The sequence below is a fragment of the Brevibacterium sp. NPDC056726 genome (assembly GCF_042790515.1).
In the GTDB taxonomy this organism is placed as follows: Bacteria; Actinomycetota; Actinomycetes; order Actinomycetales; family Brevibacteriaceae; genus Brevibacterium; species Brevibacterium sanguinis.
In genome coordinates, this window is sequence record NZ_JBHTYZ010000003.1 from 445,994 (window position 1) to 469,420 (window position 23,427).

22 protein-coding genes and 1 tRNA gene are annotated in these 23,427 nt (G+C 68.5%); 18 read left to right on the top strand and 5 right to left on the bottom strand.

The genetic code is table 11. The annotated features are described in order from the left end of the window. The first annotated feature begins 50 nt into the window (after positions 1-50). Positions 51-1,016 carry a hypothetical protein gene (locus ACFQ91_RS08350; protein ID WP_063249199.1) on the top strand — a complete coding sequence of 322 codons (966 nt, stop codon included), beginning with the start codon at positions 51-53 and terminating at the stop codon, positions 1,014-1,016. 27 nt (positions 1,017-1,043) lie between these two features. Here the strand turns inward: ACFQ91_RS08350 and ACFQ91_RS08355 are convergent, their stop codons facing one another. Next, a complete protein-coding gene (locus ACFQ91_RS08355; RefSeq protein WP_227007273.1) occupies positions 1,044-1,598 on the bottom strand; it encodes a hypothetical protein in 555 nt (184 codons plus the stop codon). A gap of 124 nt (positions 1,599-1,722) precedes the next feature. Between ACFQ91_RS08355 and ACFQ91_RS08360 the strand changes: the two genes are divergently transcribed. From ACFQ91_RS08360 to ACFQ91_RS08405, 10 genes are all read left to right on the top strand, one after another. After that, on the top strand, positions 1,723-1,857 hold the full coding sequence (locus tag ACFQ91_RS08360; RefSeq protein WP_259801861.1) for a hypothetical protein: 135 nt from the start codon (positions 1,723-1,725) through the stop codon (positions 1,855-1,857). Next, positions 1,854-3,110, top strand: coding sequence for an MFS transporter (locus ACFQ91_RS08365; protein ID WP_144588021.1), 1,257 nt, complete (start codon positions 1,854-1,856; stop codon positions 3,108-3,110). Before ACFQ91_RS08360 ends, ACFQ91_RS08365 begins: the two co-directional genes overlap by 4 nt. 151 nt (positions 3,111-3,261) lie before the next feature. Beyond that, positions 3,262-4,011, top strand: a complete 750-nt coding sequence (locus tag ACFQ91_RS08370; protein ID WP_063249298.1) for a sirohydrochlorin chelatase — start codon at positions 3,262-3,264, stop codon at positions 4,009-4,011. Positions 4,012-4,166: 155 nt separating this feature from the next. After that, positions 4,167-5,882, top strand: coding sequence for a nitrite/sulfite reductase (locus tag ACFQ91_RS08375; protein WP_009379096.1), 1,716 nt, complete (start codon positions 4,167-4,169; stop codon positions 5,880-5,882). Beyond that, positions 5,879-6,682 (top strand): phosphoadenylyl-sulfate reductase, encoded by an 804-nt coding sequence (locus ACFQ91_RS08380; RefSeq protein WP_231882175.1) that lies wholly within the window; start codon positions 5,879-5,881, stop codon positions 6,680-6,682. Before ACFQ91_RS08375 ends, ACFQ91_RS08380 begins: the two co-directional genes overlap by 4 nt. Next, positions 6,679-7,587, top strand: a complete 909-nt coding sequence (gene cysD / locus ACFQ91_RS08385) for a sulfate adenylyltransferase subunit CysD (RefSeq protein WP_376870853.1) — start codon at positions 6,679-6,681, stop codon at positions 7,585-7,587. The genes ACFQ91_RS08380 and cysD overlap by 4 nt, the downstream gene beginning before the upstream one ends. After that, positions 7,587-8,906, top strand: a complete 1,320-nt coding sequence (locus ACFQ91_RS08390) for a sulfate adenylyltransferase subunit 1 (protein WP_144588019.1) — start codon at positions 7,587-7,589, stop codon at positions 8,904-8,906. Before cysD ends, ACFQ91_RS08390 begins: the two co-directional genes overlap by 1 nt. Beyond that, complete coding sequence (cobA, locus tag ACFQ91_RS08395; RefSeq protein WP_278373416.1) at positions 8,903-9,694, top strand: uroporphyrinogen-III C-methyltransferase; 792 nt, start codon at positions 8,903-8,905, stop codon at positions 9,692-9,694. The genes ACFQ91_RS08390 and cobA overlap by 4 nt, the downstream gene beginning before the upstream one ends. Beyond that, positions 9,691-10,017, top strand: coding sequence for a ferredoxin (fdxA, locus tag ACFQ91_RS08400; RefSeq protein WP_063249194.1), 327 nt, complete (start codon positions 9,691-9,693; stop codon positions 10,015-10,017). Before cobA ends, fdxA begins: the two co-directional genes overlap by 4 nt. A gap of 72 nt (positions 10,018-10,089) precedes the next feature. Further along, on the top strand, positions 10,090-11,490 hold the full coding sequence (locus tag ACFQ91_RS08405) for an FAD-dependent oxidoreductase (protein WP_376870858.1): 1,401 nt from the start codon (positions 10,090-10,092) through the stop codon (positions 11,488-11,490). Positions 11,491-11,494: 4 nt separating this feature from the next. On the opposite strand, the gene ACFQ91_RS08410 is transcribed toward ACFQ91_RS08405, so the two are convergent. The 3 genes from ACFQ91_RS08410 to ACFQ91_RS08420 form a co-directional block, all read right to left on the bottom strand. Then, positions 11,495-13,756, bottom strand: a complete 2,262-nt coding sequence (locus ACFQ91_RS08410; RefSeq protein ID WP_376870861.1) for a response regulator transcription factor — start codon at positions 13,754-13,756, stop codon at positions 11,495-11,497. Between the two features lie 290 nt (positions 13,757-14,046). Next, a complete protein-coding gene (locus tag ACFQ91_RS08415; protein WP_222064871.1) occupies positions 14,047-15,390 on the bottom strand; it encodes a serine hydrolase in 1,344 nt (447 codons plus the stop codon). A 41-nt stretch (positions 15,391-15,431) separates the two neighbouring features. Beyond that, complete coding sequence (locus tag ACFQ91_RS08420; protein ID WP_095376720.1) at positions 15,432-17,261, bottom strand: biotin carboxylase; 1,830 nt, start codon at positions 17,259-17,261, stop codon at positions 15,432-15,434. A gap of 28 nt (positions 17,262-17,289) precedes the next feature. On the opposite strand from ACFQ91_RS08420, the gene ACFQ91_RS08425 reads away from it, so the two are divergent. From ACFQ91_RS08425 to ACFQ91_RS08440, 4 genes are all read left to right on the top strand, one after another. Continuing rightward, entirely contained in the window at positions 17,290-18,084 is a 795-nt protein-coding gene (locus ACFQ91_RS08425; RefSeq protein WP_376904140.1) for a hypothetical protein, read from the top strand. Between the two features lie 101 nt (positions 18,085-18,185). After that, a complete protein-coding gene (locus tag ACFQ91_RS08430) occupies positions 18,186-18,635 on the top strand; it encodes a MaoC family dehydratase N-terminal domain-containing protein (RefSeq protein ID WP_063249189.1) in 450 nt (149 codons plus the stop codon). Further along, positions 18,632-19,075, top strand: a complete 444-nt coding sequence (locus tag ACFQ91_RS08435) for a MaoC/PaaZ C-terminal domain-containing protein (protein ID WP_095376718.1) — start codon at positions 18,632-18,634, stop codon at positions 19,073-19,075. The genes ACFQ91_RS08430 and ACFQ91_RS08435 overlap by 4 nt, the downstream gene beginning before the upstream one ends. Further along, on the top strand, positions 19,072-20,145 hold the full coding sequence (locus ACFQ91_RS08440; protein WP_095376717.1) for a UDP-N-acetylmuramate dehydrogenase: 1,074 nt from the start codon (positions 19,072-19,074) through the stop codon (positions 20,143-20,145). The genes ACFQ91_RS08435 and ACFQ91_RS08440 overlap by 4 nt, the downstream gene beginning before the upstream one ends. 29 nt (positions 20,146-20,174) lie before the next feature. Here ACFQ91_RS08440 and ACFQ91_RS08445 read toward each other — a convergent pair whose 3' ends face one another. Then, a complete protein-coding gene (locus ACFQ91_RS08445) occupies positions 20,175-21,200 on the bottom strand; it encodes an adenosine deaminase (protein WP_162909035.1) in 1,026 nt (341 codons plus the stop codon). Positions 21,201-21,248: 48 nt separating this feature from the next. On the opposite strand from ACFQ91_RS08445, the gene ACFQ91_RS08450 reads away from it, so the two are divergent. From ACFQ91_RS08450 to secE, 3 genes are all read left to right on the top strand, one after another. Continuing rightward, positions 21,249-22,832, top strand: a complete 1,584-nt coding sequence (locus ACFQ91_RS08450) for a metallophosphoesterase (RefSeq protein WP_095376716.1) — start codon at positions 21,249-21,251, stop codon at positions 22,830-22,832. 107 nt (positions 22,833-22,939) lie between these two features. Continuing rightward, positions 22,940-23,012: transfer RNA gene (locus tag ACFQ91_RS08455), tRNA-Trp, on the top strand. A 101-nt stretch (positions 23,013-23,113) separates the two neighbouring features. Beyond that, positions 23,114-23,392: a preprotein translocase subunit SecE gene (gene secE / locus ACFQ91_RS08460; RefSeq protein ID WP_009379120.1), complete on the top strand. Its 279-nt coding sequence runs from the start codon at positions 23,114-23,116 to the stop codon at positions 23,390-23,392. Positions 23,393-23,427 lie beyond the last annotated feature (35 nt).

Genomic DNA, 23,427 nt, shown 5'->3' on the forward strand with positions numbered 1-23,427 from the left:
GACCCGAGGTCCGGGTTCCGGCGCGCAGGCGCCTCGGCGGAGGATCGACGATGATCGCTGCGAACGTGACCGACTGGCTCCTCGACTCCGATCCGGCACTGCGATGGCAGGTCGAGCGCGACCTCCTCGGCGCCGATGAGCAGACATGGCAGGCGACGAGGGCGCGGGTGCCCAGCGAGGGGTTCGGTGCCGAACTCCTCTCCCATCAGGACGCCGACGGCCAATGGGCAGGCGGCCCCTTCTTCCCCGCTGGTTTCCGCGGTGAGGGCCCGCAGCCGTGGACGGCGACGACATGGGTGCTCAAGGACCTCCGCGAATGGGGTGTCGATGCCGCGGTGCTCGCCGGGACCGCGGAGAAGCTCGAGCCTGTGCGCTGGGAGTACGAGGAGATGCCGTACTGGGGCGGTGAGGTCGACGTCTGCATCAACTCGTGGACGCTGTCGAACGGCCTCTGGCTCGGTGCCGACGTCGACGGCATCGTCGACTGGTTCCTCGATCACCAGCTGACCGACGGCGGGTGGAACTGCGAATGGGTCAACGGTTCGATCCGGTCGTCCTTCCACTCGACGCTCAACGCCCTCGTCGGCCTCCTCGACTACCAGCAGCGCACGGGGGATTCCGCCCGAGTCGCCGACGCACGCGCGGCGGGGGAGGAGTACCTATTGGTCAGGAGCCTCTTCAAGCGAGCATCGAACGGCGAGCCGTACTCGATGAACGCGTTCAGCCTGGCATATCCGCGACGGGCCTACTACAGCATCCTCGCCGCGGCCGACTACTTCCGCGATGCCGGCCTCTCCGACGGCACCGCTCCCGACCCGCGCCTGGCCGAGGCGATCGAGCGCATCCGCGCGCAGCGACAGGACGATGGAACGTGGCTGCAGGGGCACCGCCTAGCCGGAGACGTGTGGGTCCACGTCGATGCCCCGACGGGAGAGCCGTCGAAATGGGTGACGGCGCAGGCGCTGCGAGTCCTCGACTGGTGGGATGCGGAGCGAACGCCGACCGGGTCCGCGTAGGGATCGGCAGGGCCGACAGGGGCCGCCTCAGAAATCGACGTCGTCCTTGTCGATGCCGGGGAACATCACCTCGTACTCGACCATGTTGTCCTTGTGGTCGATGAGTTCGATGGTTCCGAAATAGGTCATCTCCTCATCGACGACATTGCACGATTCGAACCCGGACCAGTCCGTCACCGTCATGTCCTGCTCGCACTTCGCTTCCTTGACCGACATATCGAACTTGTTCGCGAAGAGGTCGACGAGGTCGGCTTCGAGGGAGGCGGCGGGAATCGTCCCGTTGCCGTCCTTGTCGATCTTCATCGCCTCATCGCTTGCCCACGAGGTGGTGCGGGCGGCATCGGCGAACGGGTCCTCCGAGGCGCCCGGCGAGGCAGACTCCTCGGTCGGCGTGGGACTCGGCGTCGGGGTCTCCGCCCCGAGAGTCGAAACCTCGGGCGGCTGCTGTGCGTCGGAGGAGTCCCCGCCCATCCCGCATCCCGCCAGCGCCAGCGTCATCGCTGCCACCGCTGCCGCTCGTCGCCCTGCGCTGCGCATCACTCTCATCGTCCGTCTCCTCTGCTCGTCGGTGATCACCATCATCTCCCGCTCCGCACCCCACGGAGGACGGAATCGTGTGCGCGATCCGCGACGGCTGTTGCCGTCCTGGCACAGGAACGATGACGTCGCGTTGACCCCGCTGGCGCGGTCTTGGCACGATGAGGCGATGCAGCCTGTCCTCGGTCTCATCTCCCACGGCACGTCTTCTCCCGACGGTCAGGCCGTCATCTTGGCCCTCGCCGAGGCTGTCGCCGCCGGGGACCGCCTCGCCGAGACCCTGATGTCGGGCCCGACAGAATGAACAGACTGCTGCGACGAGCGCAGCGGCTGATGGTGGTCGGGCTGCTCGCGTCCTTCCTCGGCTCACAGCTGGTCGAGGGGGCCGTCAACGGGCTCATCGTGCTGGGCGTTTTCCCCCTCGCGTGGATACCCATCTACCGCACGGTCACCGACGTTCAGGATGCGTTCGCTGCGGCGGTGTCCCGGTTCGTCGAGCGGCACAATCCGGGTCACGTCCTCGTTGTCTGTGAAGCAACCGATGTCGTCCTCACGAGTGTGGCCATCGCCATGATCCTTCTCGGGCCGTCCGGCTGGGTGGCGCCGGTGCTCGTCGTCTACCTGTTGGTAGCCTCGTTCCTTCCTCTCGTCGTCGATCTCGCTGAAGAGTTCTATCTCAATGACGTTGCTCAGATCGATGGGGGAGCTGTTGTCCGGGCGAACATGCTCATCGCAGTGGGCACCGGTGTCGGTGGGCTGCTCATCGGTCGCCCCGTCGGTGCTTTGACCAGCGTTTCGGGTATCGCGACGGTGCTCGCCCTCAACGTCGCGCTCTCCCTCGTCGCGATAGTCCTGCGCATTCGCTCGGGTCGGCTCTATGCGCCCGAGCATGCGTCACCCTCGCCGGAGGCCGATGCCGACGGGTTCGTCGTGGGGATCAGGCGCTTCTTCTTCCCCTCCGGGCCGGGTGCGATCGTCCGCAACGGATTCCTGTCCCCGGTCTTCTCTTTCGTGTTCATGCTGAGTACGTCCGTTCTCGGAACGTACGTCGTCCTTTGGGTAGCGGGTGAAGCTGACGGGAATGGAGTCGTCACGCGGCTCAGCGTCCTTCTGTTCGCTATGGGCGCTTCTGCCATCGTCTCCCCGTATGTCATCGGTCGAATCCTCGAACGCAACGGCGAGACTGCCGACCGTCTGCTGCGGTGGCTGCTCGGTCTCTTCTCCTTCGGCTGCACAGCCGCCGTGGTCGTTAGGCTGACCTGGGACGACGCGGTCGGATCGCTCGTGATCTTTCTTTGTCTGCTTGTCATCACTGCGAGCTCGCAAGGTGTGCTCTTCGCCGTATCGACTCTCAGGCAGCTTCGGTTGAGTTCCACGGAGTTCCGGGAGGTCGTCGGGTGGTCGTTCTCGATGTCCGCGATCGGCGGGATCTGCGGTGCGTGGTTGGGCTATGCCCTCCGAGCGGCCCAGGATCCACTGGCAGCTCTCCTCGTCGCGGCGGGGATCGGCACTGCCCTGTTCGTCTGGGCCATGATGTCGCGATCCTCCACCAGGTGACGGACTGTTCGGGACGGTACCCACGGGGGGGCCGCTGAGCCCACACGACTGCCGAGCCTGAGGATGGCGAATCACCGTCGTCGGGCCGATGCTCAGGCCGAGTCTCGTCGTCGCGTTGACCGCGCGCGCACGCACTTGGCACGATGAGGCGATGCAGCCTGTCCTCGGTCTCATCTCCCACGGCACGTCCTCTCCCGACGGTCAGGCCGTCATCTTGGCCCTCGCCGAGGCGGTCGCCGCCGACCTGCGCGAGCGCGGGATCACCGACATCCTCGCCCTCGGCCACGTCGACGTCCAGGCCCCCGACGTCGCCGAGGTGCTCGCGACCCTGCCCGCGGATCGCACCACCGTCCTCGTCCCCCTCCTCCTCTCACCGGGCTACCATGTCCACGTCGACCTCGCCGAGGCGGTCGCAGGCGCCGGCGGTCCCGCCCCGGACGGAATGGGCTCGGTTCCCGGCCGGCCTGTCCGCGACATCCGCGTCGCCGGGACCCTCGGTCCGGACCCTCGCCTCGCCGAACTCCTCGCGGCGAAGCTGCCGGCCCTCGACGACGGCGACGAGGTCATTCTCGTCGCGGCCGGATCGAGCGACGAACGCGCCAACGACGCGTCCCGCGCCGTCGGAGACCTCCTCGCCGAGACTCTCGCGCGTCCTGTGCACACGACCTTCCTCGCCGGAGACCACGACAACCTCCGCGACATTGTTGAGCAGAAGAGTCATCTCGGTCGTCGGCTCGTCGCCGCCAACTACCTCCTCGCACCCGGCTACTTCGACGACCTCGCGGCCCGACTGCTCGCAACAGTCGGCGGTCGCCTCTCCGCACCGCTCCTCCACCCGTCGTCACCAGCCCCAAGACAGCTCGTCGACATCGTGCGCGACCGTATGGTCGCAGTCCTCTGAACCGACGTCAACCCCGTCCCTGCGATCCGTCATGCGGCGTCGCACAGCGTCATATGTCGAACAATGACGAGCTTATGCGAGCCTAATTTGTTGAGCAATCCTGTCGGTGTGTAGCGTGGCTGACCTAGCAATCGCACCAGCATGGGGAGATGGCAATGTCCACAGACGTGGAGCAGCGCGCCGCAGGCCGCGCAGACAGGGCCGCGACGCGACCGAAGAAGTCCAACGGGCAGTGGAAGATCGACGGCCGCGAACCGCTCAACGGCAACGAGGTGTTCAAAGCCGAGGACAACGGCCTCAACGTCCGTGCACGGATCGAAGAGGTCTACGCGAAGTCCGGCTTCGCGTCGATCGACCCCGATGACCTCCACGGCCGCTTCCGCTGGTGGGGTCTCTACACCCAGCGCAAGCCGGGCATCGACGGCGGGCGGACCGCCACCCTCGAGCCGCACGAGCTCGAGGACGAGTACTTCATGCTCCGCGTGCGCATCGACGGCGGCAGGCTCACGACCGAGCAGCTGCGCACGATCGCCGACATCTCCAACGAGTTCGCCCGCGGCACCGCCGACCTCACCGACCGGCAGAACATCCAGCTCCACTGGATCGCGATCGAGGACGTCCCGGAGATCTGGCGACGACTCGAAGCCGTCGGCCTCCAGACCACCGAGGCCTGCGGCGACGTCCCCCGCGTCATCCTCGGCTCACCCGTGGCCGGCATCGCCGCCGATGAGCTCATCGACCCGACCCCGGCGATCGAGGAGATCTCCCGGCGCTACATCGGGGATGAGAGCCTGGCGAATCTGCCGCGGAAGTACAAGACCGCGATCACCGGGCACCCCAGCCAGGACGTCGTCCACGAGATCAACGACTGCTCGTTCGTCGCCGTCGAGCATCCTGAGCACGGCATCGGCTACGACCTCTGGGTCGGCGGGGCACTTTCGACCGTTCCCCGCTTCGCCGAACGCCTCGGCGCCTGGGTCGCCCCCGACCAGGTCGTCGAGACCTGGCTGGGCGTGACAGAGATCTTCCGCGACTACGGCTACCGCCGCCTGCGCAACAAGGCCCGCCTGAAGTTCCTCATGGCCGAATGGGGTCCGGAGAAGTTCCGCGAGATCCTCGAGACCGAGTACCTCGGCTACCGCCTCGCCGACGGCCCGGCCCCCGCGAAGCCGCTGACCGAAGGGGACCATGTCGGCGTCCATCGCCAGGCCGATGGGAAGTACTACATCGGGGTCAGCCTCATCGCCGGCCGCGCCTCGGGAACCCTGCTCGGACAGATGGTCGACATCGCCGAGAAGTACGGTTCGACCCGGCTGCGGACGACCCCGCACCAGAAGATCCTCTTCCTCGACATCCCCGAGGACGACATCGATGCTGTCGTCGCCGACCTCGACGCGGTTGGTCTCTCGAGCCGCAAGGACCTCTTCCGCCGGTCGACCATCGCATGCACGGGCATCGAATTCTGCAAACTCGCGATCGTCGAGACGAAGCAGACCGCCGCGGACACCATCGCGACCCTCGAAGCGCGGCTGGCCGAGATCGACCTGCCGCACCCGATCAGCCTCCACCTCAACGGCTGCCCGAACTCGTGCGCGCGCATCCAGACTGCCGACATCGGACTCAAGGGCCAGCTGGTGACCACCGACGACGGGGAGCAGAAGCCCGGGTTCCAGGTACACGTCGGCGGGGGACTGGCCTCGAGTGACCGCGATGAGGCCGGCCTCGGCCGCACCGTGCGCGGCCTCAAGGTCACCGCGGACGATCTCAGCGACTACGTCGAGACCCTCGTGCGCCGCTTCCTCGCCGGCCGGTCCGAGACCGAGACGTTCTCCGAGTGGGCACACCGAGTCGACGATGAGGAGCTCGTATGACGAAGACCCAGCCCACTGACACCCAGACCGCCGGCACCCAGCCGACTGCGACCGCCGAGGCCGCGGTGACGCCGCCTGCCAAGCGCTCCCTCGAGGAGCTGCGCGCCCTCGCCGAGGCGGGAGCCCGCGAGCTCGCCGGTGACCCCGAGAACGGGGTGCCCGAGGCGAGTCCGGCCGACGTCATCCGCTGGGTCTCGAAGCACGTCGACGTCCGCGCCGCCGCCGTGGCCTGCTCGATGGCCGATGCGGCGCTGCCGCACTACGTCGCGCAGTACCTGCCCGGCGTCGACGTGCTCTTCCTCGACACCGGCTACCACTTCCCGGAGACGTACGAGACCCGCAACGAGGTCGCCCGGACGATGGACGTGCGCATCGTCGACGTCCTCCCCGAGCAGACCGTGGCCGAGCAGGACGCCGAATTCGGTGCCGAGCTCTTCGCCCGCGACCCGGGCCTCTGCTGCGCCCGCCGGAAGGTCGCGCCCCTCAAGAAGTCGCTGTCCGGCTACGAACTCTGGTTCACCGGGGTCCGCCGCGACGAGGCACCGACACGAGCGAACACTCCGCTGGTGACCTTCGACGAGAAGAACGGCCTCATCAAGGTCAACCCGGTGGCCGCGTGGTCCTTCGACGACCTCCTCGACTACGCCGGGGCCTTCGGGGTCCCGGTCAACCCCCTCCTCAACCAGGGCTACCCGTCGATCGGGTGCCAGCCCTGCACACGCAGGGTCGCCCCCGGAGAGGATCCCCGGTCCGGGCGCTGGGCAGGTTTCTCCAAGACAGAATGCGGGCTGCACGTATGAGCATCGACACCACCACACCGACGACCCTCGACGTCCTCGAATCCGAGGCCATCCACATCATCCGCGAGGTCGCCGCCGAATTCGAGAAGCCGGTCCTCCTCTTCTCCGGCGGCAAGGACTCCGTGACCGTCCTCCACCTCGCGGCCAAGGCGTTCTGGCCGGCGAAGATCCCCTTCGGCCTCCTCCACGTCGACACTGGACACAACTTCCAGGAGATACTGAACTACCGCGACCGCACGGCAGAGCGCTACGGCCTCGACCTCACGGTGGCCAAGGTCCAGGACTACATCGACGACGGGCGGCTGCGCGAACGCGCCGACGGCACCCGCAACACCCTGCAGACGCAGCCGCTCATCGACGCCATCGCCGCCGGAGGGTACGACGCCGTCTTCGGCGGGGCCCGCCGCGACGAGGACAAGGCGCGGGCGAAGGAGCGCATCATCTCCCTGCGCGACGAATTCGGCCAGTGGGACCCGAGCAACCAGCGCCCCGAGCTGTGGAACCTCTACAACGGCCGCCACACCCCCGGAGAGCATGTGCGCGTGTTCCCGATCTCGAACTTCACCGAACTCGACGTGTGGACCTACATCGCCCGCGAGGGCATCGAACTCCCACCCCTCTACTTCGCCCACGACCGGGAGGTCTTCTCCCGCGACGGCATGTGGTGGGCGACCGGGGAGTTCTCCCAGCCGCGACCCGGCGAGGACGTCGTCACCCGGTCCGTGCGCTACCGCACGGTCGGGGACATGAGCTGCACCGGAGCGGTCGAATCGACCGCCGCCGACATCGCCTCCGTCGTCGCCGAGGTGGCGGTGACCACCGTGACCGAACGCGGCGCCACCCGCGCCGACGACAGGATCTCCGCCGCCGCCATGGAGGACCGGAAGAAGGACGGATACTTCTGATGACGACTGTTGCCCCCACGACCACGAAGACGCTGCTGCGGTTCGCCACCGCGGGCTCCGTCGACGACGGCAAATCGACCCTCGTCGGACGCCTCCTCCACGATGCGAAGGCGATCCTCGCCGACCAGCTCGCGGCCGTGACCGCGACGAGCGCCGAACGCGGCTTCGTCGGCGGCGAGTTCGACTTCGCCCTCCTCACCGACGGCCTCCGGGCCGAACGCGAACAGGGCATCACGATCGACGTCGCCTACCGGTACTTCGCCACCGACCGCCGCTCGTTCATCCTCGCCGACTGCCCCGGACACGTCCAGTACACCCGGAACATGGTCACCGGCGCGACGACCGCCGACGCCGTCGTCGTCCTCATCGACGCCCGCAACGGCGCGACCGAGCAGACCCGCCGCCACCTCACCGTCGTCCACCGCCTCGGCATCCGCCACGTCATCGTCGCGATCAACAAGATCGACCTCCTCGACTACGATGAGGCCGCCTTCGCCGAGGTGGCCCGTGAGGTCGGTGTGATCACCGAGGAGATCGGCCTCGAGGCACCCCACCTCATCCCCGTCTCCGCGCTCGCCGGGGACAACGTCGCTGCCGCCTCGGCGAACACCCCGTGGTATGAGGGTCCCTCCCTGCTCGAACTCCTCGAGACCCTGCCGAGCATCGAGGAGGACCAAGCCGACCTCGAGCCCTTCCGCCTCGACGTCCAGTCCGTGCTCCGCCCGCAGGGCGGACTCGCCCCCGGACTCGATCCCGAGGACTTCCGCGACTACCGGGCCGTGACCGGGCAGATCACGTCGGGACGGGTCCGCGTCGGCGACGAGATCGACGTCCACCCGGCCGGGATGCGCACGAGAGTGACCGGCATCGACACCGCCGACGGCCCGCTCGAATCCGCCGGAGCCCCGCTCTCGGTGGCGCTGCGGCTGGCCGACGACATCGACACCGCCCGCGGCAGCGTGCTCGCCGCCGCCGGCAGCCTGCCGCCTGTGCGCAAGACCCTGCGCGCCGAGGTCTTCCCCTTCACCGCCGCAGGCCTCCGCACCGGCGACCGAGTGCTCGTCAAGGCCGGGACGACGACCGTCAAGGGCATCATCGGCATCGAATCCCGCCGGAACCTGCTCACGAACGCATCGGAACCCGCCGAGGTGCTCGCCGGCAACGACATCGGCGTGGCCGAGGTGCGGCTGTCCGCGGCGCTCACCCTGCCCGACTTCCGCATCCACGGCCGTGCCGGAGGATTCCTCGTCATCGACGAGCAGACCGGAGCGACCGTGGCCGCCGGCATCCACACCCCCGCCGAGGAGGACGAAGGATGAGCATCGACCGCTTCGCCCCCGGCAGCGTCCTCCTCGTCGGCGCGGGACCCGGGACCCTCGACCTGCTCACGGTTCGGGGACTGCGCGCGCTCGAGACCGCCGACGTCATCGTCGCCGACCGCCTCGGCGCCCGCACGGTCCTCGACGACCTCGCCGCCGAACGGGGAGAGCCGCTGGACGCGGAGATCATCGACGTCGGCAAGACCCCCGGACACCACCCGGTGCCGCAGCAGCGGATCAACGAGATCCTCGTCGAACAAGCCCGCGCCGGCCGCCGGGTCGTGCGACTCAAGGGCGGGGACCCGTTCGTCTTCGGCCGCGGGAGTGAGGAGCTCGCCCACCTCCGGGAGGCAGGGATCGTCGCCCAGGTGGTCCCCGGCGTGACGAGCGCGAACTCGGTGCCCGCGGTGGCCGGGATCCCGCTCACCCACCGCAGCCTGGCTACGACGTACACCGTCGTCACCGGCCACGACCAGCTCAGCGACCTCGGCGGGGGACGCGACCACACCGTCGTCGTCCTCATGGGCATCGGGACGCTCACCCACTCGGCGATGGTGCTCGCCCGCGGCGACCGCGGCGGCGACTGCCCCGTCGCGATCATCGAGGACGGCTACGGCAAGAACCAGCGGGTGACGGTCGGGACGCTGAATACGATCGCCTTCCAGGCCGCACACCGGGGTGTGCGCTCACCGGCCGTCGTCATCGTCGGCGACGTCGTCCGGCTCAGCCCTTACGCCGCCGGTGCCTTCGACCAGACCCACCGACCAGCCCTGACGAGGACCCCATGACCTACATCATCGCCCAGCCCTGCGTCGACGTGAAGGATCGGGCCTGCATCGAGGAATGCCCCGTCGACTGCATCTACGAAGGCGAACGCAGCCTCTACATCCATCCCGACGAATGCGTCGACTGCGGGGCATGCGAACCCGTGTGCCCTGTCGAGGCGATCTACTACGAAGACGACGTGCCCGAGCAGTGGGAGTCCTACTACACCGCCAACGTCGAGTTCTTCGAGACGATCGGCTCTCCGGGAGGTGCCGCCGGCTTCGGCGTGAGCACCTTCGACCACCCCATCATCGCGGCCCTGCCGCCGCAGAACACCGAGGAGTGAGGGCAACTCCCTCACGACCCCGACCCTGACCGGGCACACAGTCGATGTGCCCGACGACGACTGAGGAGAACCATGACCCGTCCTTTCCGTGTGGCTATTGTCGGTGCCGGTCCCGCTGGGATCTATGCGGCTGATCTGTTGACGAAGGCTGAGCGTGATTTCGAGGTGAGCATCGATCTCTTCGAGCGACTCCCCACCCCGTTCGGTCTGGTCCGCTACGGAGTGGCTCCGGATCATCCGCGGATCAAGGGCATCATCAACGCCCTGATCAAAGTCCTCGACCGGGGAGACATCCGCCTGTTCTCCAACGTCGACTACGGCACCGACATCACCTTGGACGAACTCACCGACCGGTATGATGCGGTGATCTTCTCCACCGGGTGCATCACGGATGCGCCTCTGAACATTCCCGGCGTCGACCTTGAGGGCTCGTTCGGGGCGGCGGACTTCGTCAACTGGTACGACTCGCACCCGGATGTCTCCCAGTCCTGGCCGCTCGAGGCCGAGTCCGTGGCGGTGATCGGGAATGGGAATGTGGCCTTGGATGTGGCCCGGGTGCTGGCGAAGCAGGCCGATGACATGCAGGTCACGGAGATCCCGGATCATGTGTATGAGGGTCTGAAGTCCTCGAAGGTCACCGACGTCCATGTGTTCGGCCGCAGGGGCCCCGCGCAGGCGAAGTTCACCCCGCTCGAGCTGCGGGAGCTCGGGCATGTGCCGGATGTCGACATCATCGTCTATCCGGAGGACTTCGAGTTCGATGAGGGGTCGATGGAGGCGATCGAGTCATCGAATCAGGTCAAGCAGGTGGCGAAGACACTGACCGATTTCACGCTGCGTGAACCGACCGGTGCGAGCAGGCGGCTGCATCTGCATTTCCTCCATGCCCCGACCGAGATCCTCGGCGATGGGAAGGTCGAAGGTCTGCGCACCGAGCGTCAGGAGCTCGACGGGACGGGCAACGTCCGCGGCACGGGCGAGTTCGTGGACTGGCCGGTACAGGCGGTCTACCGCGCCGTCGGCTATGCCGGCTCAGCACTGCCGCAGTTGCCGTTCGATCCGCGCCAGGGTGTCATCCCCAACCATGAGGGGCGTGTCGTCGACACCTTGGATCAGGCCGAAGCCCCGTCTGCTGATGTGGTGGCGGGTGTGTATGCGACCGGCTGGATCAAGCGTGGTCCAGTGGGTCTGATCGGGCATACGAAGGGTGATGCTCTGGAGACGATCGGGCATCTCATCGCTGATCGTGGTGCGGGTGTTCTGTCGGAGCCGGTGTTTCCCGAGGAGTCGGCGATCGTCGACCTCCTCGAGTCCAAGGGTGTGGATTTCGTGGATTGGGAGGGGTACCACCGGGTCGAGGCTGCCGAGAAGGCCGCTGGTGAGGTTCGGGGTCGTGAGAGGGTGAAGATCGCCACCCGTGAGGGGATGCTCGCCGCCGCCCGCGATGCCGCGCGCGCCCAGTCCGTGAGCTGATCCACTACGAGAAGTAGCCGTTGCGGTACCCGTACTCGACGGCGTCCCGGCGGTTGCGGACCCCGAGCTTGCGGTAGATCGCGGAGAGACGGTTCTTCACCGTGCCCTCGGCGAGGGAGAGATCGGCGGCGATGCGCGCGAGCGGTGTGGCCTTCTCGAGTCGGTAGAGCAGATCGAGCTCATGGGAGTCGAGCAGACGGTTCTCCACCCTGGCCTCCGACATCGTCACCGGCAGATCGAGGAGACGCGCCCGCAGCTGGGCTCCGGTGACCGGGGACATCGCGAACGTGTCGGCGATCCACTCCCACTGCGGGAAGTCGACGGTCATCTCGACGAAGTACGACCGGAGGTCGCTCGGCAGCAGCACGAAGGGCAGGACCGAACCGGAGACGACACAGTAGTCGAGGGCGTTGCGCACATCGGCCAGTGCCGCCGCCTCGCGGCCGCGGCGGACGAGGGCTGCTGCACGCAGTGCCAGGGCCGCGCCCTTCTCCCGTGGGTCGGTGCCGGTGATGAGCACCTGGGAGGTGAAGGAGTCGACGACGTCGTGCTGGCCGAGGGCGAAGGCGACACGGGCGCGGGAGAGACCGTGTTCCCGGTCGAGTCGGGACGCCTTCGACGCGAGCGCCTGCGCCTCCCGCAGCGCTCCGGTCGCCACGGAGAGCATCGTCGTCAACGAGAACGTCGACCCCATCACCTGCGGTTCATGACCGGCCATCGGGGACTCCGGGGCCAGCGCGTGCTCCTTGAGATAGAGCTCCGCATTGCCCGAGTACATCGCGTGCAGGGCCTCGCCGTAGCGGAAGACGCCGGATCCGCGATGGGCGGGGGAGAGGGTGCGCGCGAGCGCGATCGCCGCGGCGGAGGCGACGAGGTCGAGCTGGTCGAGGGCCCGGTGCAGGCGCGGGGTGTTGGCGATGTAGTCCGTCTGCAGGGTGTGGAATTCGAAGCGGGCCCGCAGCTCGTCGTAGCGGGAGAGCACCTGCTCGCTCTTCGGGCCGAAACCCGCAGCGATGTAGCCGACGGCTGCCACCGCGAGTGACGGGAGCAGAGGGAAGGGCTCGAAGGGGAGGATCGATTCGGCGATGACGACGGCGCGTTCGACGAGGTGCAGGCCTCGGCGGACGTCCCCGGTACGAGCGAGATCGAGGCCGCGCTCCATGAGGAGACGGGCATCGTAGAGGCGCGAGAGCGAGCCCGAGCCGGACTGCCGGGCGAAGATGAGCTCCATGCCCGCCTCGGCGGCGGCCACTGCGCCGTCGAGATCGCCGTGCTGCCGGCGGTCGCGCATGGTCCGCAGGGTCATCACCGCCACCTCGTCGGCGGTGAAGTCACCGTCGTCGAGGCGCGCCCTCTCCTGCTCGAGAGTGGGGACGTCGAGGCGGTCGAAGGTGACGAGCGGAAGGACCTCACGCGGGTCGGTCGATCCCGTGCGGTTGCTGATGTTCGCGATCTCTCGGGCCGCGCTCTGCGCTTCGGCGAGGACGAGCGACCCGCGGACGACGGAGGCGGGGACGGAGAGGATCGTGTGGACGGCGGCGACGAACTCCGGGTAGAAGACGTTGAAGCCCCGCTCCGACCACACCTCGGTGAGCAGAGACCACGCCCCGAGATCGCCGATGAGGGCGAGCAGCGCATCGGGACGCACCGTGCCGACGTCGAGGAGGGAGCGGTGGGACTCCTCGAGCTCGAGTCCGAGCGCCTGCCTCGGCGAGATCCGCCCCTCCGGGGGATTCGGACCGATCCTGCGGGCCACGGCACGGATGAGGCCCGGCATGACATAGCTGCCCGCGTGCTTCGGGCAGAGGCTGAGCACCCCGGTGAAGACGAGTTGGGAGGTGAGCTCGTCGGCGCTCGGGACGGCGTCGTCGGGTGCCTCGCCGATGCGGGGGATCGCGCGATGGGCGAGCGCGATGAGGGGCGCCTCGATGGTCTCGACCTGCGCGACGAGGAGGAAGAGGCGCACGGCGGGGGAGTCCCAGTCGAGGGAGTCCGCATCGAGGGAGAACGGGGCGAGCAGGGTGCTGTAGTCATCGGCGGCGACGGCGTCGAGCGCGACCCGTGCGCGCTGGGCGCCGCTGACGACGGTGCGGGCGAGGCTGATATGACCGGCGGTGAGGTCGAACAGCGTGCGGACGGTCTCCTCCGACAGCGTCCCAGCGGTCAGTCCGGCCGAGAACTCGGCGAGATCGTCGATCCGCTCACCGAGGATCGCGTCGAAGGGGCCGGGCTCGGGGGAGGAGTGCGTCGGGGGATGGGGGATCACCTGTGTGCCTTCGGTCGTGCGTGAGGCGAACCTCGGCGGAGGCGCCGCGGCTCACTGGCGCAGCTGGGGAACGCTGCAGCTCCTGGGTCGGAGCACTTTCCAAGGCTACATTCAGCCGGGGCGCGAATCTGCGCGGGAAGCGCCGGGATGACCCGTCGGTAACCTTCGATGACGTCGATGTGACTTCGGGGTCGCAATTGTCCGGCAGGAATCCCTGCCGCCGGGCGGCCGGGCCCGCCGCGGCGGATGGGTGGTCCGCAGCCCCCGGGGCACGAGGGCTGCGGCTGACCTCACCGCGCGGCGGGAGCGTCGACGTCGGGGCGGGCCACGGTCTTCGCGAGGGCGTCGAAGGCCCGGATCGTCGGGAAGAGCTTCCGCGCGTCCTGCGGCAGCCCCCAGCTGGAGAGCTTGACGCCGACGAAGGAGGCTCCGGGGTTGATGTAGATCATCTGCCCATGGATGCCGAGCGCGAGGAAGGCGTGCGAGTCCGGGTACGGGAACCAGAACTGGTTGCGGTACATCCCGCCGGGCATCCGGTTGTCGCCGGGGCTGTCGGCGAATGCCTGCCTCGTGTCCTCGCTGCCGGTGAGCGTGTCGCCGATCCACGAGGTGGGGACGACCTGTTCGCCGGTGAGCGAGACGCCGCGATTCGAGTAGAGGTAGCCGAAGCGTGCGAGATCGCGCAGGGTGGCATTGATGCCGCCGTCGAACATTCCGACGCCGAACTGGTCGGTGGCGATGAGGGCGTCGCGTTCGGCACCGATGCGCGACCACAGCACCCGCGACATGAGCGTCTGCATGCTCTCACCGGCGACCTTCTCGCACACCCAGCCGAGCACGTCGGTCTCGCACGAGCGGTACTCGAACGGTCCGCCGTGCGGGGCCTTCTGCTCAAGCGTGCGCAGGTAGGCGTACATGCCCACCGCCTCGGGGGAGGGCTCCTCCTCCGACCAGCCGATGGCCCGCTCGATCTGCCGGACCTCGGACTCCGGGTCGAGGTAGTTCTCGGAGAACCGGATGCCCGAGCGCATGTCGAGGATGTCGCGCACCGTCGCTCCTGCATACCCGGACTCTGCGAGCTCGGGGACGTAGTCGGTGACGAGTCGGCTCGTCTCGATCTCCCCGGCGCCGACGAGGACCCCGGCGACCGTGCCCACCAGCGACTTGCTCACCGACATGAGGAGATGCTCGGTCTCCGGCCGCATCGCGCCGAAATACTCCTCGGTGAGCACGGTTCCCTGGTGGAGGACCATCCACGCGTCCGTGTCGCTGGACTCGATGACGCTGCGGACGCTGCGGGCCGCGGAGTACTCCGTCTCAGGGATCTCGATCCCGCCGAGATCCCGGAGGTCGACGGGGAACTGCGCGACCGGGCCGTCTCCGCGGGAGATCGGCGTCGTCGGCAGCACCTCGTCGACGTGCTGGAACGACCAGCGCACATGCTCGGCGTCCTGCCAGTTGTCCTTGTCGACGCCCTCACCGGAGTCGACCGGGATCGGCTCGGCGTGCGGGGCGAGCGACTCAGCGGGGTCGGTCGGGGCGACGACCGCCTCGGCGGAGGGACCGGCAGGAGCCGACCCTTCCGCCGCGAGGGCAGGGTCGGGCAGGGTCGGATCCGAAGACGCTTCGGTCACACTTCACCTCTCGATCTGTGCAGGGGTTGAGGACGAGACTATCAGTCGCCCTTCGCCCCCGGTCCGCCGATCGTCGGCGCGGGATCCTCCGCGGCGACGGGAACTCCGGCGTACATCGCACGGATCGAGTCGATGAAGTGCTTGGCACGGATGCTCAGGGACTTCTTGCCGTCGGCATCGACCTGGAGCGGGTTCTTCGTCACGAGGACACCGAGGTCGGCGCCCTTCCACCGGTACTCGCCGGCTCCGTAGATGCGGAGGAAGAAGACCTCGCTGCCGTTCTGCAGAGGATGCCAGTCGAGTGCTGCCCGCTTGTACGTCAGCGTCCCGTACTGGTCGAGGAAGTACTGTCCGGTCAGCGGCGAGTGCGTGATGTACTCGGTGATCGGCGCGGTCTCCTTGATGACCATCTGGCTCCACTCGTCGGCTCCGGAGAGCTCCTCCCACCGTTCGTTGATCTCGTCGACGTCGAGGTCGAACTCGACGTCGAGGTACTCGAGGAGGTGGAAGAGGAAGAGCGGAACGTCGGCGTAGGCTCCCGCGGTGACGTTGGTGATCGCCGAGGCTCCGGAGATCCGGGGGTTGAGCTCGCCGAGGTAGACGTCGTTGGTGTCGAGATCGACGAGGACGTCGACCTCGAAGAATCCGCGGTAGCCGCGCTTGCGCAGGCCTTCGCCCATCCGGCGGACGAGCTCGCGGGCCCGTCCGCGCTGGTCGGCGGTGAGGACATCGGGCGTCATCTCGTTGCCGCACCAGCCGCCCTTGTAGGGGGTGAGCTCGGGGAATCCGGCAAGTTCGGTGAGGAACGGGCCGACGACGACGCCGCTGCTCGTGATCACGGCCTCGACCGCCACAGGCGTGTTGTTGATCCGCTTCATCACCTTGAGCTGCTCGCCGATGATGTCGTCCCGGTGCTTGTCCCATTCCTCCTCGGAGGCGATGAAGAACGTCGTCTTGCCCGAGTCGCCGTAGGGGGTCTGCACGACGAGGTCGGTGCCGAGACCGGCCTCCGTCGACGCCTTCGTCAGCTCCTCGTACGTGTCGGCCGTCGTGAGGACGTTGGGCACCGAGTAGGCACCGGCTTCGTTGCCGAGCTTCGTCGTCTCGATCTTCGAATCCAGCTGGTTGCGCAGCTTCGCCGAGGGGAGGATGAGGTCGTAGCCGAGCTCCCTGCAGATCCGTTCGGTCTCCTCGTCGAAGAAGACCATGGCGACCTTCGGGCGCTCGCCGTGGGGGACGTTGCGGGTCATGTGCGCGCGGACCTCGGCGTTGAGCAGGAGCCAGTTGTTGATCGCCTCCCCTGATTCGAACTCGACGAACGGCTTGTAGCGGGGCGAGAACACGCGCGGGTGTCCCCCGTCCCAGCCGTCGTAGTACGTGATGTAGGAGAAGTTGCGGACCCAGCGGTCGAGACCGAGGAGGTTGAACGGGGTGGCGCCGATGAAGTAGATCGGCGTCTGGTTCGTACGGAAGAAGTGGCGGACCTCGGAGATGTTGCGCAGCGGGCGGCGCAGCTGGGCGCGGTCGGCCTCCTTTCCGGCGTAGGCGGCGTCGGTGCCGACGTGGACCTCGGCCTCGGCGGGGTCGGTGAGTCCGGGCTCGACGGGAGCGAGGGGCTCGACCGGGGCTACAGCGGGTGCGGTCACCGGGGCTGCGGGTGCCGCGGCCGGGGCGGCCACCGATGCGGCGGCCACTCCGGCGGCTGGTGCCGGCGCGGGTGCGACGGGGGTGCCGGGAGCCGGCGGAAGGGCCGGTTCGACCGGGGCGGCCGGTGCGGGTGCCGCAGCGGCGGCCGGGGGAGCTGCGGCTGCCGGTGCTGCGGCTGCGGGTGCCGCAGCGGTGGCGGGGTCGGTCGCTGCCGCAGCGGGCACGGCGACTCCGTCTTTCACCGCCCGTCGCTTGGCCTCCGGAGCGGCGGTCGCGGTCGACTTCGCCGCCGGAGCCTTCGCGGCCGTCGACTTCGTCGTGGCAGTCTTTGTCGCGGCAGTCTTCTTCGCTGCGGGAGCCTTCGTCGTCGAGGGAGCCTTGGCGGCCGTGGACTTCGTCGTAGTCGATTTCGTCGTCGTCGACTTCTTCGCCGCGGGCGTCTTCGCTGCCGAGGACTTCTGCGTCGAGGACGTGCTCGCGGCGGACTTCGTCGTCGCGCCCGTGGTCGGCTTCGCCGCCGTGCTCGCGGCAGCCGGCGTCGTCGACGACGACTTCGCCGGTGAGGACGAGTTCGTCTTCGCCGCGCCGCTCCTGCCGCCGGACGTGCTCGTGCTCGCCGGTGAACTCTTCGCCGTCGAGGCGCTCTTCGCGGCCCCCGACTTCGCCGTCGAGGACGTCTTCTTCTCCGTCGAACTCACCTTCGTCGTCGCCGTCTTCGTCGTGGGCTTCTTCGCGGCGGCCGATGTCGCCGTCGCCGTCTTCGCCGCAGGCTTCTTCGTCGCTGACGTCTTCGCAGCCGATGCGGGCGACTTCGCGGAGGTCGAGCCTCCGGACTCCTTGTTGCCGCGGGGGGTGGCGGACGATGAGCTCGAGGGGTGGTTCGTCATTGCAGTGCTCCTTAGGGAAACGCCCGACGCCGGGATTTCGTCGGCTCTGCCGAGGCTTCGGGTGACGCCTACAGCAGATGTGATGGGGACAACTTATCTCAGTTTTCGACGCCTGAGGTCGATGGTGCACCGATTGAGTGAATGGGAAGCGAAATCGTGACCACGGGAGAGGGTTCCTTGACCGAAGTCGCCGATTCCGCGTGCCCGGGTCGGTGAAGTTAGGCTGGGGCGAGTACCGACCTTTGTCGAAAGAGAGCAGACATGCCGGTGAATGCCGACAAGCAGGGAACCTCGTACACCCTGCCGCGTCCCTACGACGTCTCCCGTGAGGCGATCGCCGAGTTCGCCCGCGCGACGAACGCGACGGCCGACTACCACTTCGACCCCGCCGCGGCTGAGGCCCTGGGGTACAGGGACGTCATCGCCCCGACGACGTTCGCCGTGATCATCGCGCAGCGCAGCGAGGCCGCCTACATCTCCGACCCCGACTCCGGCATCGACTTCTCGAAGGTCGTCCACGGCTCGGAGCAGTTCAGCTTCGCCCGCTCGATCGTCGCGGGCGACAGCCTGCGTGCGACGACCCACGTCGACGGCGTCCGTGCCGCCGGCGACAACGCCATGATCACCACCCGCACCGAGATCACCGACGCCGCCGACCAGCCGGTGGTCACGGTGACCTCGACCATCGTCGTGAGAGGAGACGGAGAATGAGTCTCGTCGACCTGTCCCAGCTGAAAATCGGCGACGTCGTCGTCGAGACCGAGATCCCGCTCTCACGCGCCTCGCTCATCGACTACGCCGCCGCGTCGGGCGACCACAACCCCATCCACTGGTCGGAGCGCTTCGCGCAGGAGGTGGGCCTTGAGGGCGTCATCGCCCACGGCATGCTCTCGATGGCCGTCGTCGTCTCCCCGATCGCCGAATGGCTCGGCGACCCGGGGGCCATCGTCGACTATCGCACCCGGTTCTCCGCCCCCGTCCTCGTCCCCGACGCAGAGTCGGGTCCGCCGTCGACGCCGACCACTGCGCTCACCCTCACGGCGAAGGTCGGCGCCGTCGACCCGGCCGTCGGCACCCTGCGCATCGACGCCACCGTCACCGCCGGCGGCAACGACGTGCTCAGCCGCACTCAGATCCGGGTCGGACGGTGAACCTCTCCGAGCTCACGACGTTCCACCTCGGCGGGCCAGCCCCGGACCTCACGGTCGCAGGCTCCCGGGAGGAGCTGCTCGCGTTCGCCGCTGACAATGCCCTCGACCCGAGCGCACCCCGGATGCCCGGCATCCTCCTCGTCGGCGGCGGATCGAATCTCCTCATCGCCGATGCGGGCTTCGCCGGTCCCGTCGGCGTCGTCGCGACGAAGGGCGTTGAGACCACGGAGCTCTCCGACACCCATGCCCAGGTGACCGCCGAGGCGGGGGAGGACTGGGACGACTTCGTCGCCGGCACGCTCGCGCAGGGTCTCACCGGGCTCGAGGCCCTCTCCGGGATCCCCGGATCGGTCGGGGCCACCCCGATCCAGAACGTCGGGGCCTACGGGACCGAGGTCGCCGAGCTCATCACCTCCGTCGAGGTCTACGACCGCGTCGCCGGGCAGATCCGTTCGCTGAGCGCCGCAGAGCTCGAGTTCGGATACCGCACCTCACTGCTCAAACGCGCCCAGCAGGCCGCGGGCACCCCCGCCCACATCGTCCTCTCGGTGACGTTCACCCTGCAGCGCGGACCGGGTTCTCTGCCGGTGCGCTACGCCCAGCTCGCCTCGGCGCTCGGGGTCGGGATCGGCGAGAGCGTTCCGGCCGCCGACGTCCGCGACGCCGTGCTCGCGCTGCGCCGGTCGAAGGGCATGGTGCTCGACCCGGAGGACCATGACACGTGGTCGGCAGGGTCGTTCTTCACCAACCCGATCGTCGACGCGGAGGCCGCGCTGCCCGCGGAGGCTCCGCGCTTCCCGGTCACCGATCCCCTCAGCGGGGCACCGATCCCCGGGCTGACGAAGACCTCGGCCGCCTGGCTCATCGAGCGCGCCGGGTTCGACAGGGGCTTCGCCCTGCCGGGCGCTCGTGCGAGCCTGTCGACGAAGCACACGCTGGCCCTGACCAACCGCGGCGGGGCGACGACTGCCGACGTCCTCGACCTCGCCCGAACCGTCGTCGCCGGAGTCGAGGAGCGGTTCGGGATCGTCCTCGAGCCCGAACCCACCTTCGTCGGCGCGAGCCTGTAGGCCTGGGCCCGGGGCCGGAACCCGGCCCCTCAGGCCGTCGTCCGGTCCTCCAGCCACGCGTCGATGTCGGCTTGGGCGGCCTCGCGCACGGACTCGGGGGCGGCCGAGATCGCGAACGAGTCACGGGCCAGGCCGGCGAGGTCGGCCGGCGTGAGGCCCAGTTGCTCGGCGAACCGGTACTGGTCGACGAGTCGGGTGTGGAAGATGAGCGGATCGTCGGCGCCGAGGGCGACCTTCGCACCCGCATCGAGAAGCGTCCGCAGCGGCACCTCATCGATGTCGGGGTAGACGCCGAGGGAGACGTTCGACCCCGGACACACCTCGAAGCCGACACCTGCCTCGACGATCTCGCCCAGCAGCTGCGGATCCTCACCGGCCCGGATCCCATGCCCGAGGCGGTCGGGGGAGAGGTCGCGGACGACCGAGCGGATGTGCTCGGGACCGAGCAGCTCCCCGCCGTGCGGGACCGAGAGCAGCCCGGCGCGGCGGGCGATGTCGAAGGCCCGGGCGAACTCCGCGGTCTCACCTCGGCGCTCGTCGTTGGACAGTCCGAAGCCGATGACGGTGCCCGGACCCTCACCGGCGTGGTGGGCGGCGAGACGGGCGAGCATCCGCGCATCGAGGGGGTGCCGCGTGCGGGAGGCGGCGACGATGATCGCCATCCCGAAATCGTCGTCGCTGGCCTTCGCCGCCTCGTCGAGGATGATCTCCAGGGCCGGGGTGATGCCGCCGACGAACGGGGCATACGAGGTCGGGTCGACCTGGAGCTCGAGCCAGCGGGACCCCTCGGCCCGGTCGGCTGCCGCCGCCTCACGGACGAGCCGGCGCATGATGTCCTCCCCGCGGACGACGCCGCGGGCCATGTCGTAGAGGCGTTGGAAGCGGAACCAGCCGCGCTCGTCGGGGCTCAGTCCCGTGACCTTGTCGGCGAAGAGCTGATCGGACAGGCTCACGCCCGCCTCGGCGGCGAGGTCCTGCAGGGTGTCGGCCGACATCGAACCGGTGAAGTGCAGGTGCAGGTGTGCCTTGGGCAGGGACACGAGAGGGTCCGTCATCTGCCCAAGGATAGTCCGACGACCAGGGCGCATCCCTAGAATGGGTCCGTGTCGTCACCCCGTCTCCTCCTCCTGCTCCTCGTCCTCACCGTCGTCACCCTGCCCTGGGCGCTCTTCACCGCCCGTGCCGATCTGAGCTTCGGCCCCCATGAGGCGCAGTACCGCGTCACCGCCGATTCGCGGCTCACCCTCGACTTCGGGCCGCTGGGCACCCTCCTCGTCCCTGCCGGGGACTATCTGCCGCTCGGACTGGGGGTGAGCGTCGACATCGGGGAGATCCCCGTCTCCGGTGCCGCCGAGGACACGACCTCGGCCTCCGGCGGTGCCGCCGACAGCGGTGGAGGGACGATCGACGCCCTCGGTGGGGACATCGCCTCCTATGCCTCGCTCTTCTCCGCCCCGCAGGTCCAGATCGACCTCATCGTCGAGGGCCTGACGCGGGAGATCCTCATCCGCTGGGCGCTCGCGGTGTGTCTGCTCGCCGGAGCCGTCGTCGGCGGCATCCACCTGCTCGGGCCGGCACGGATCGCCGCGCTGCGGCAGGGACTGGCGAGCCGGGAGCTCACGGCGATCGGTGCGGTCGTCGTCCTGCTCCTCTCCGGGGTGAGCGCGATCGCGCTCACCCGTCCGGAACCGCTGCGGCCGGACCCGGCGTTCGCGGGGACCCCGCTGGCCGGATCGCAGGTGACCGGCCGCCTCGGCGGGATCATCGACCAGGCGTTCACCGCGGTCAGGGACTTCTCCGAGGATAACGACGCCTTCTACGACGCCGTCCTCGCCGGCCTTCGCGGAGCGTGGAGCGAACGCCCCCTCAGCGGCGACTGGACCTCGCAGGGCATGGTGCCCCCGCCGGCAGGGAAGGCCGGCGTCTCGACCTTCGTGCTCAGCTCCGACGTCCACTGCAACATCGGCATGGCTCGCGTGGTCGGTGCGGTCACCCGGCTGAGCGGGGCCGACGCACTCATCGACGCCGGCGATGTGACGATGACGGGGACCTCGGCCGAGAACTACTGCATCGACGTCCTCGGCGACGAACTGCCCGAGGGACTGCCGCGGATGTTCGTCAAGGGCAACCACGACTCGCAGGAGACCGCCCGCCATGCCCGGCGCAGCGGGTGGACGGTCCTCGATGACTCCACGGCGGAGCTCGCGGGCGTGCGCTTCTTCGGCGGTCCCGATCCTCGCCGGACGGTGTTCGGCTCCGGACCCCAGCTCGAGACCGAGCTCACCGCCGACGAATACGCGGCCCGGCTGCGCGACGAGGCGTGCACGGCGGACTTCGACGTCATGCTCGTCCACGACCCCAGGATCGTCCAACCGGCCCTCGACTCCGGGTGCGCGGACTACGCCCTGAGCGGACACTGGCACCGCACTGTCGGACCCGAGGCCTTCGGTCGGGGAGTGCGATACGTGAGTTCGACGACAGGCGGAGCGCTCGCGAACGCGCTCACCCCGGGTCCCTTGAAGATGGATGCCACGGTGAGCATCATCCGCGTCGACAACCGGACGAAGAGACCCATCGACCTCCAGATCATCACTGTCTCCCCAGGTGAGGAGGTCAGCATCGGTCCGTGGGTGCGTTTCCCCGAGCCGCAGCCCCTCGTCGCCGATCCCGTCGAACCGAGTGAGTAGGGGGCCACGGCACACGCGGACTGCGCTCGGTTCGACGGATCGCGGTGGGAGACGGTATGCTCGTTTCTCGTGGTTGGACACCCCCTCAGCTGGGGGAGTCGAATCGAAGGGGTGTGGCGCAATTGGTAGCGCAACGGTCTCCAAAACCGTAGGTTGCAGGTTCGAGTCCTGTCACCCCTGCGCAGTCGAAGCCTGCCGCGGCGATCACCGCCGGACAGAGCGCAGACTGACTGGCTGAGGCAGTTGAGCAGTCCCAAAGGATTCCGACCGAGTGAGGATGTGTGAGCGACACACCGGCAAAGAAGACAGGAAACGCGTCTGAGAACGCCTCCCGTCGCAAGCAGCTCGGATTCTTCGGACGGATCATCCAGTTCCTCCGCGAAGTCGTGGCGGAGCTGAAGAAGGTCGTCACCCCGACCCGCAAGCAGCTGGTCAACTACACACTCGTCGTGCTGGGGTTCATCCTCGTCATGATGGTCATCGTCACGGTCCTCGACCTCGTGTTCGGCAAGCTCGTCGGATTCGTCTTCGGCGGAACTCCGCTCTGGCCACTGTGGTGAGTCGCCCTGTGCGGCGATAACCTGGATACAAACAG

What these genes read in the sequence shown, in the direction of transcription:
- ACFQ91_RS08430 (WP_063249189.1), top strand. Translation starts at nt 18,186, where the DNA reads ATGCCGGTGAATGCCGACAAGCAGGGAACCTCGTACACCCTGCCGCGT.
- ACFQ91_RS08445 (WP_162909035.1), bottom strand. Translation starts at nt 21,200, where the DNA reads ATGACGGACCCTCTCGTGTCCCTGCCCAAGGCACACCTGCACCTGCAC.
- ACFQ91_RS08435 (WP_095376718.1), top strand. Translation starts at nt 18,632, where the DNA reads ATGAGTCTCGTCGACCTGTCCCAGCTGAAAATCGGCGACGTCGTCGTC.
- ACFQ91_RS08365 (WP_144588021.1), top strand. Translation starts at nt 1,854, where the DNA reads ATGAACAGACTGCTGCGACGAGCGCAGCGGCTGATGGTGGTCGGGCTG.
- ACFQ91_RS08375 (WP_009379096.1), top strand. Translation starts at nt 4,167, where the DNA reads ATGTCCACAGACGTGGAGCAGCGCGCCGCAGGCCGCGCAGACAGGGCC.
- ACFQ91_RS08380 (WP_231882175.1), top strand. Translation starts at nt 5,879, where the DNA reads ATGACGAAGACCCAGCCCACTGACACCCAGACCGCCGGCACCCAGCCG.
- cobA (WP_278373416.1), top strand. Translation starts at nt 8,903, where the DNA reads ATGAGCATCGACCGCTTCGCCCCCGGCAGCGTCCTCCTCGTCGGCGCG.
- ACFQ91_RS08350 (WP_063249199.1), top strand. Translation starts at nt 51, where the DNA reads ATGATCGCTGCGAACGTGACCGACTGGCTCCTCGACTCCGATCCGGCA.
- ACFQ91_RS08370 (WP_063249298.1), top strand. Translation starts at nt 3,262, where the DNA reads ATGCAGCCTGTCCTCGGTCTCATCTCCCACGGCACGTCCTCTCCCGAC.
- ACFQ91_RS08390 (WP_144588019.1), top strand. Translation starts at nt 7,587, where the DNA reads ATGACGACTGTTGCCCCCACGACCACGAAGACGCTGCTGCGGTTCGCC.
- fdxA (WP_063249194.1), top strand. Translation starts at nt 9,691, where the DNA reads ATGACCTACATCATCGCCCAGCCCTGCGTCGACGTGAAGGATCGGGCC.
- ACFQ91_RS08405 (WP_376870858.1), top strand. Translation starts at nt 10,090, where the DNA reads ATGACCCGTCCTTTCCGTGTGGCTATTGTCGGTGCCGGTCCCGCTGGG.
- ACFQ91_RS08360 (WP_259801861.1), top strand. Translation starts at nt 1,723, where the DNA reads ATGCAGCCTGTCCTCGGTCTCATCTCCCACGGCACGTCTTCTCCCGAC.
- ACFQ91_RS08355 (WP_227007273.1), bottom strand. Translation starts at nt 1,598, where the DNA reads ATGATGGTGATCACCGACGAGCAGAGGAGACGGACGATGAGAGTGATG.
- cysD (WP_376870853.1), top strand. Translation starts at nt 6,679, where the DNA reads ATGAGCATCGACACCACCACACCGACGACCCTCGACGTCCTCGAATCC.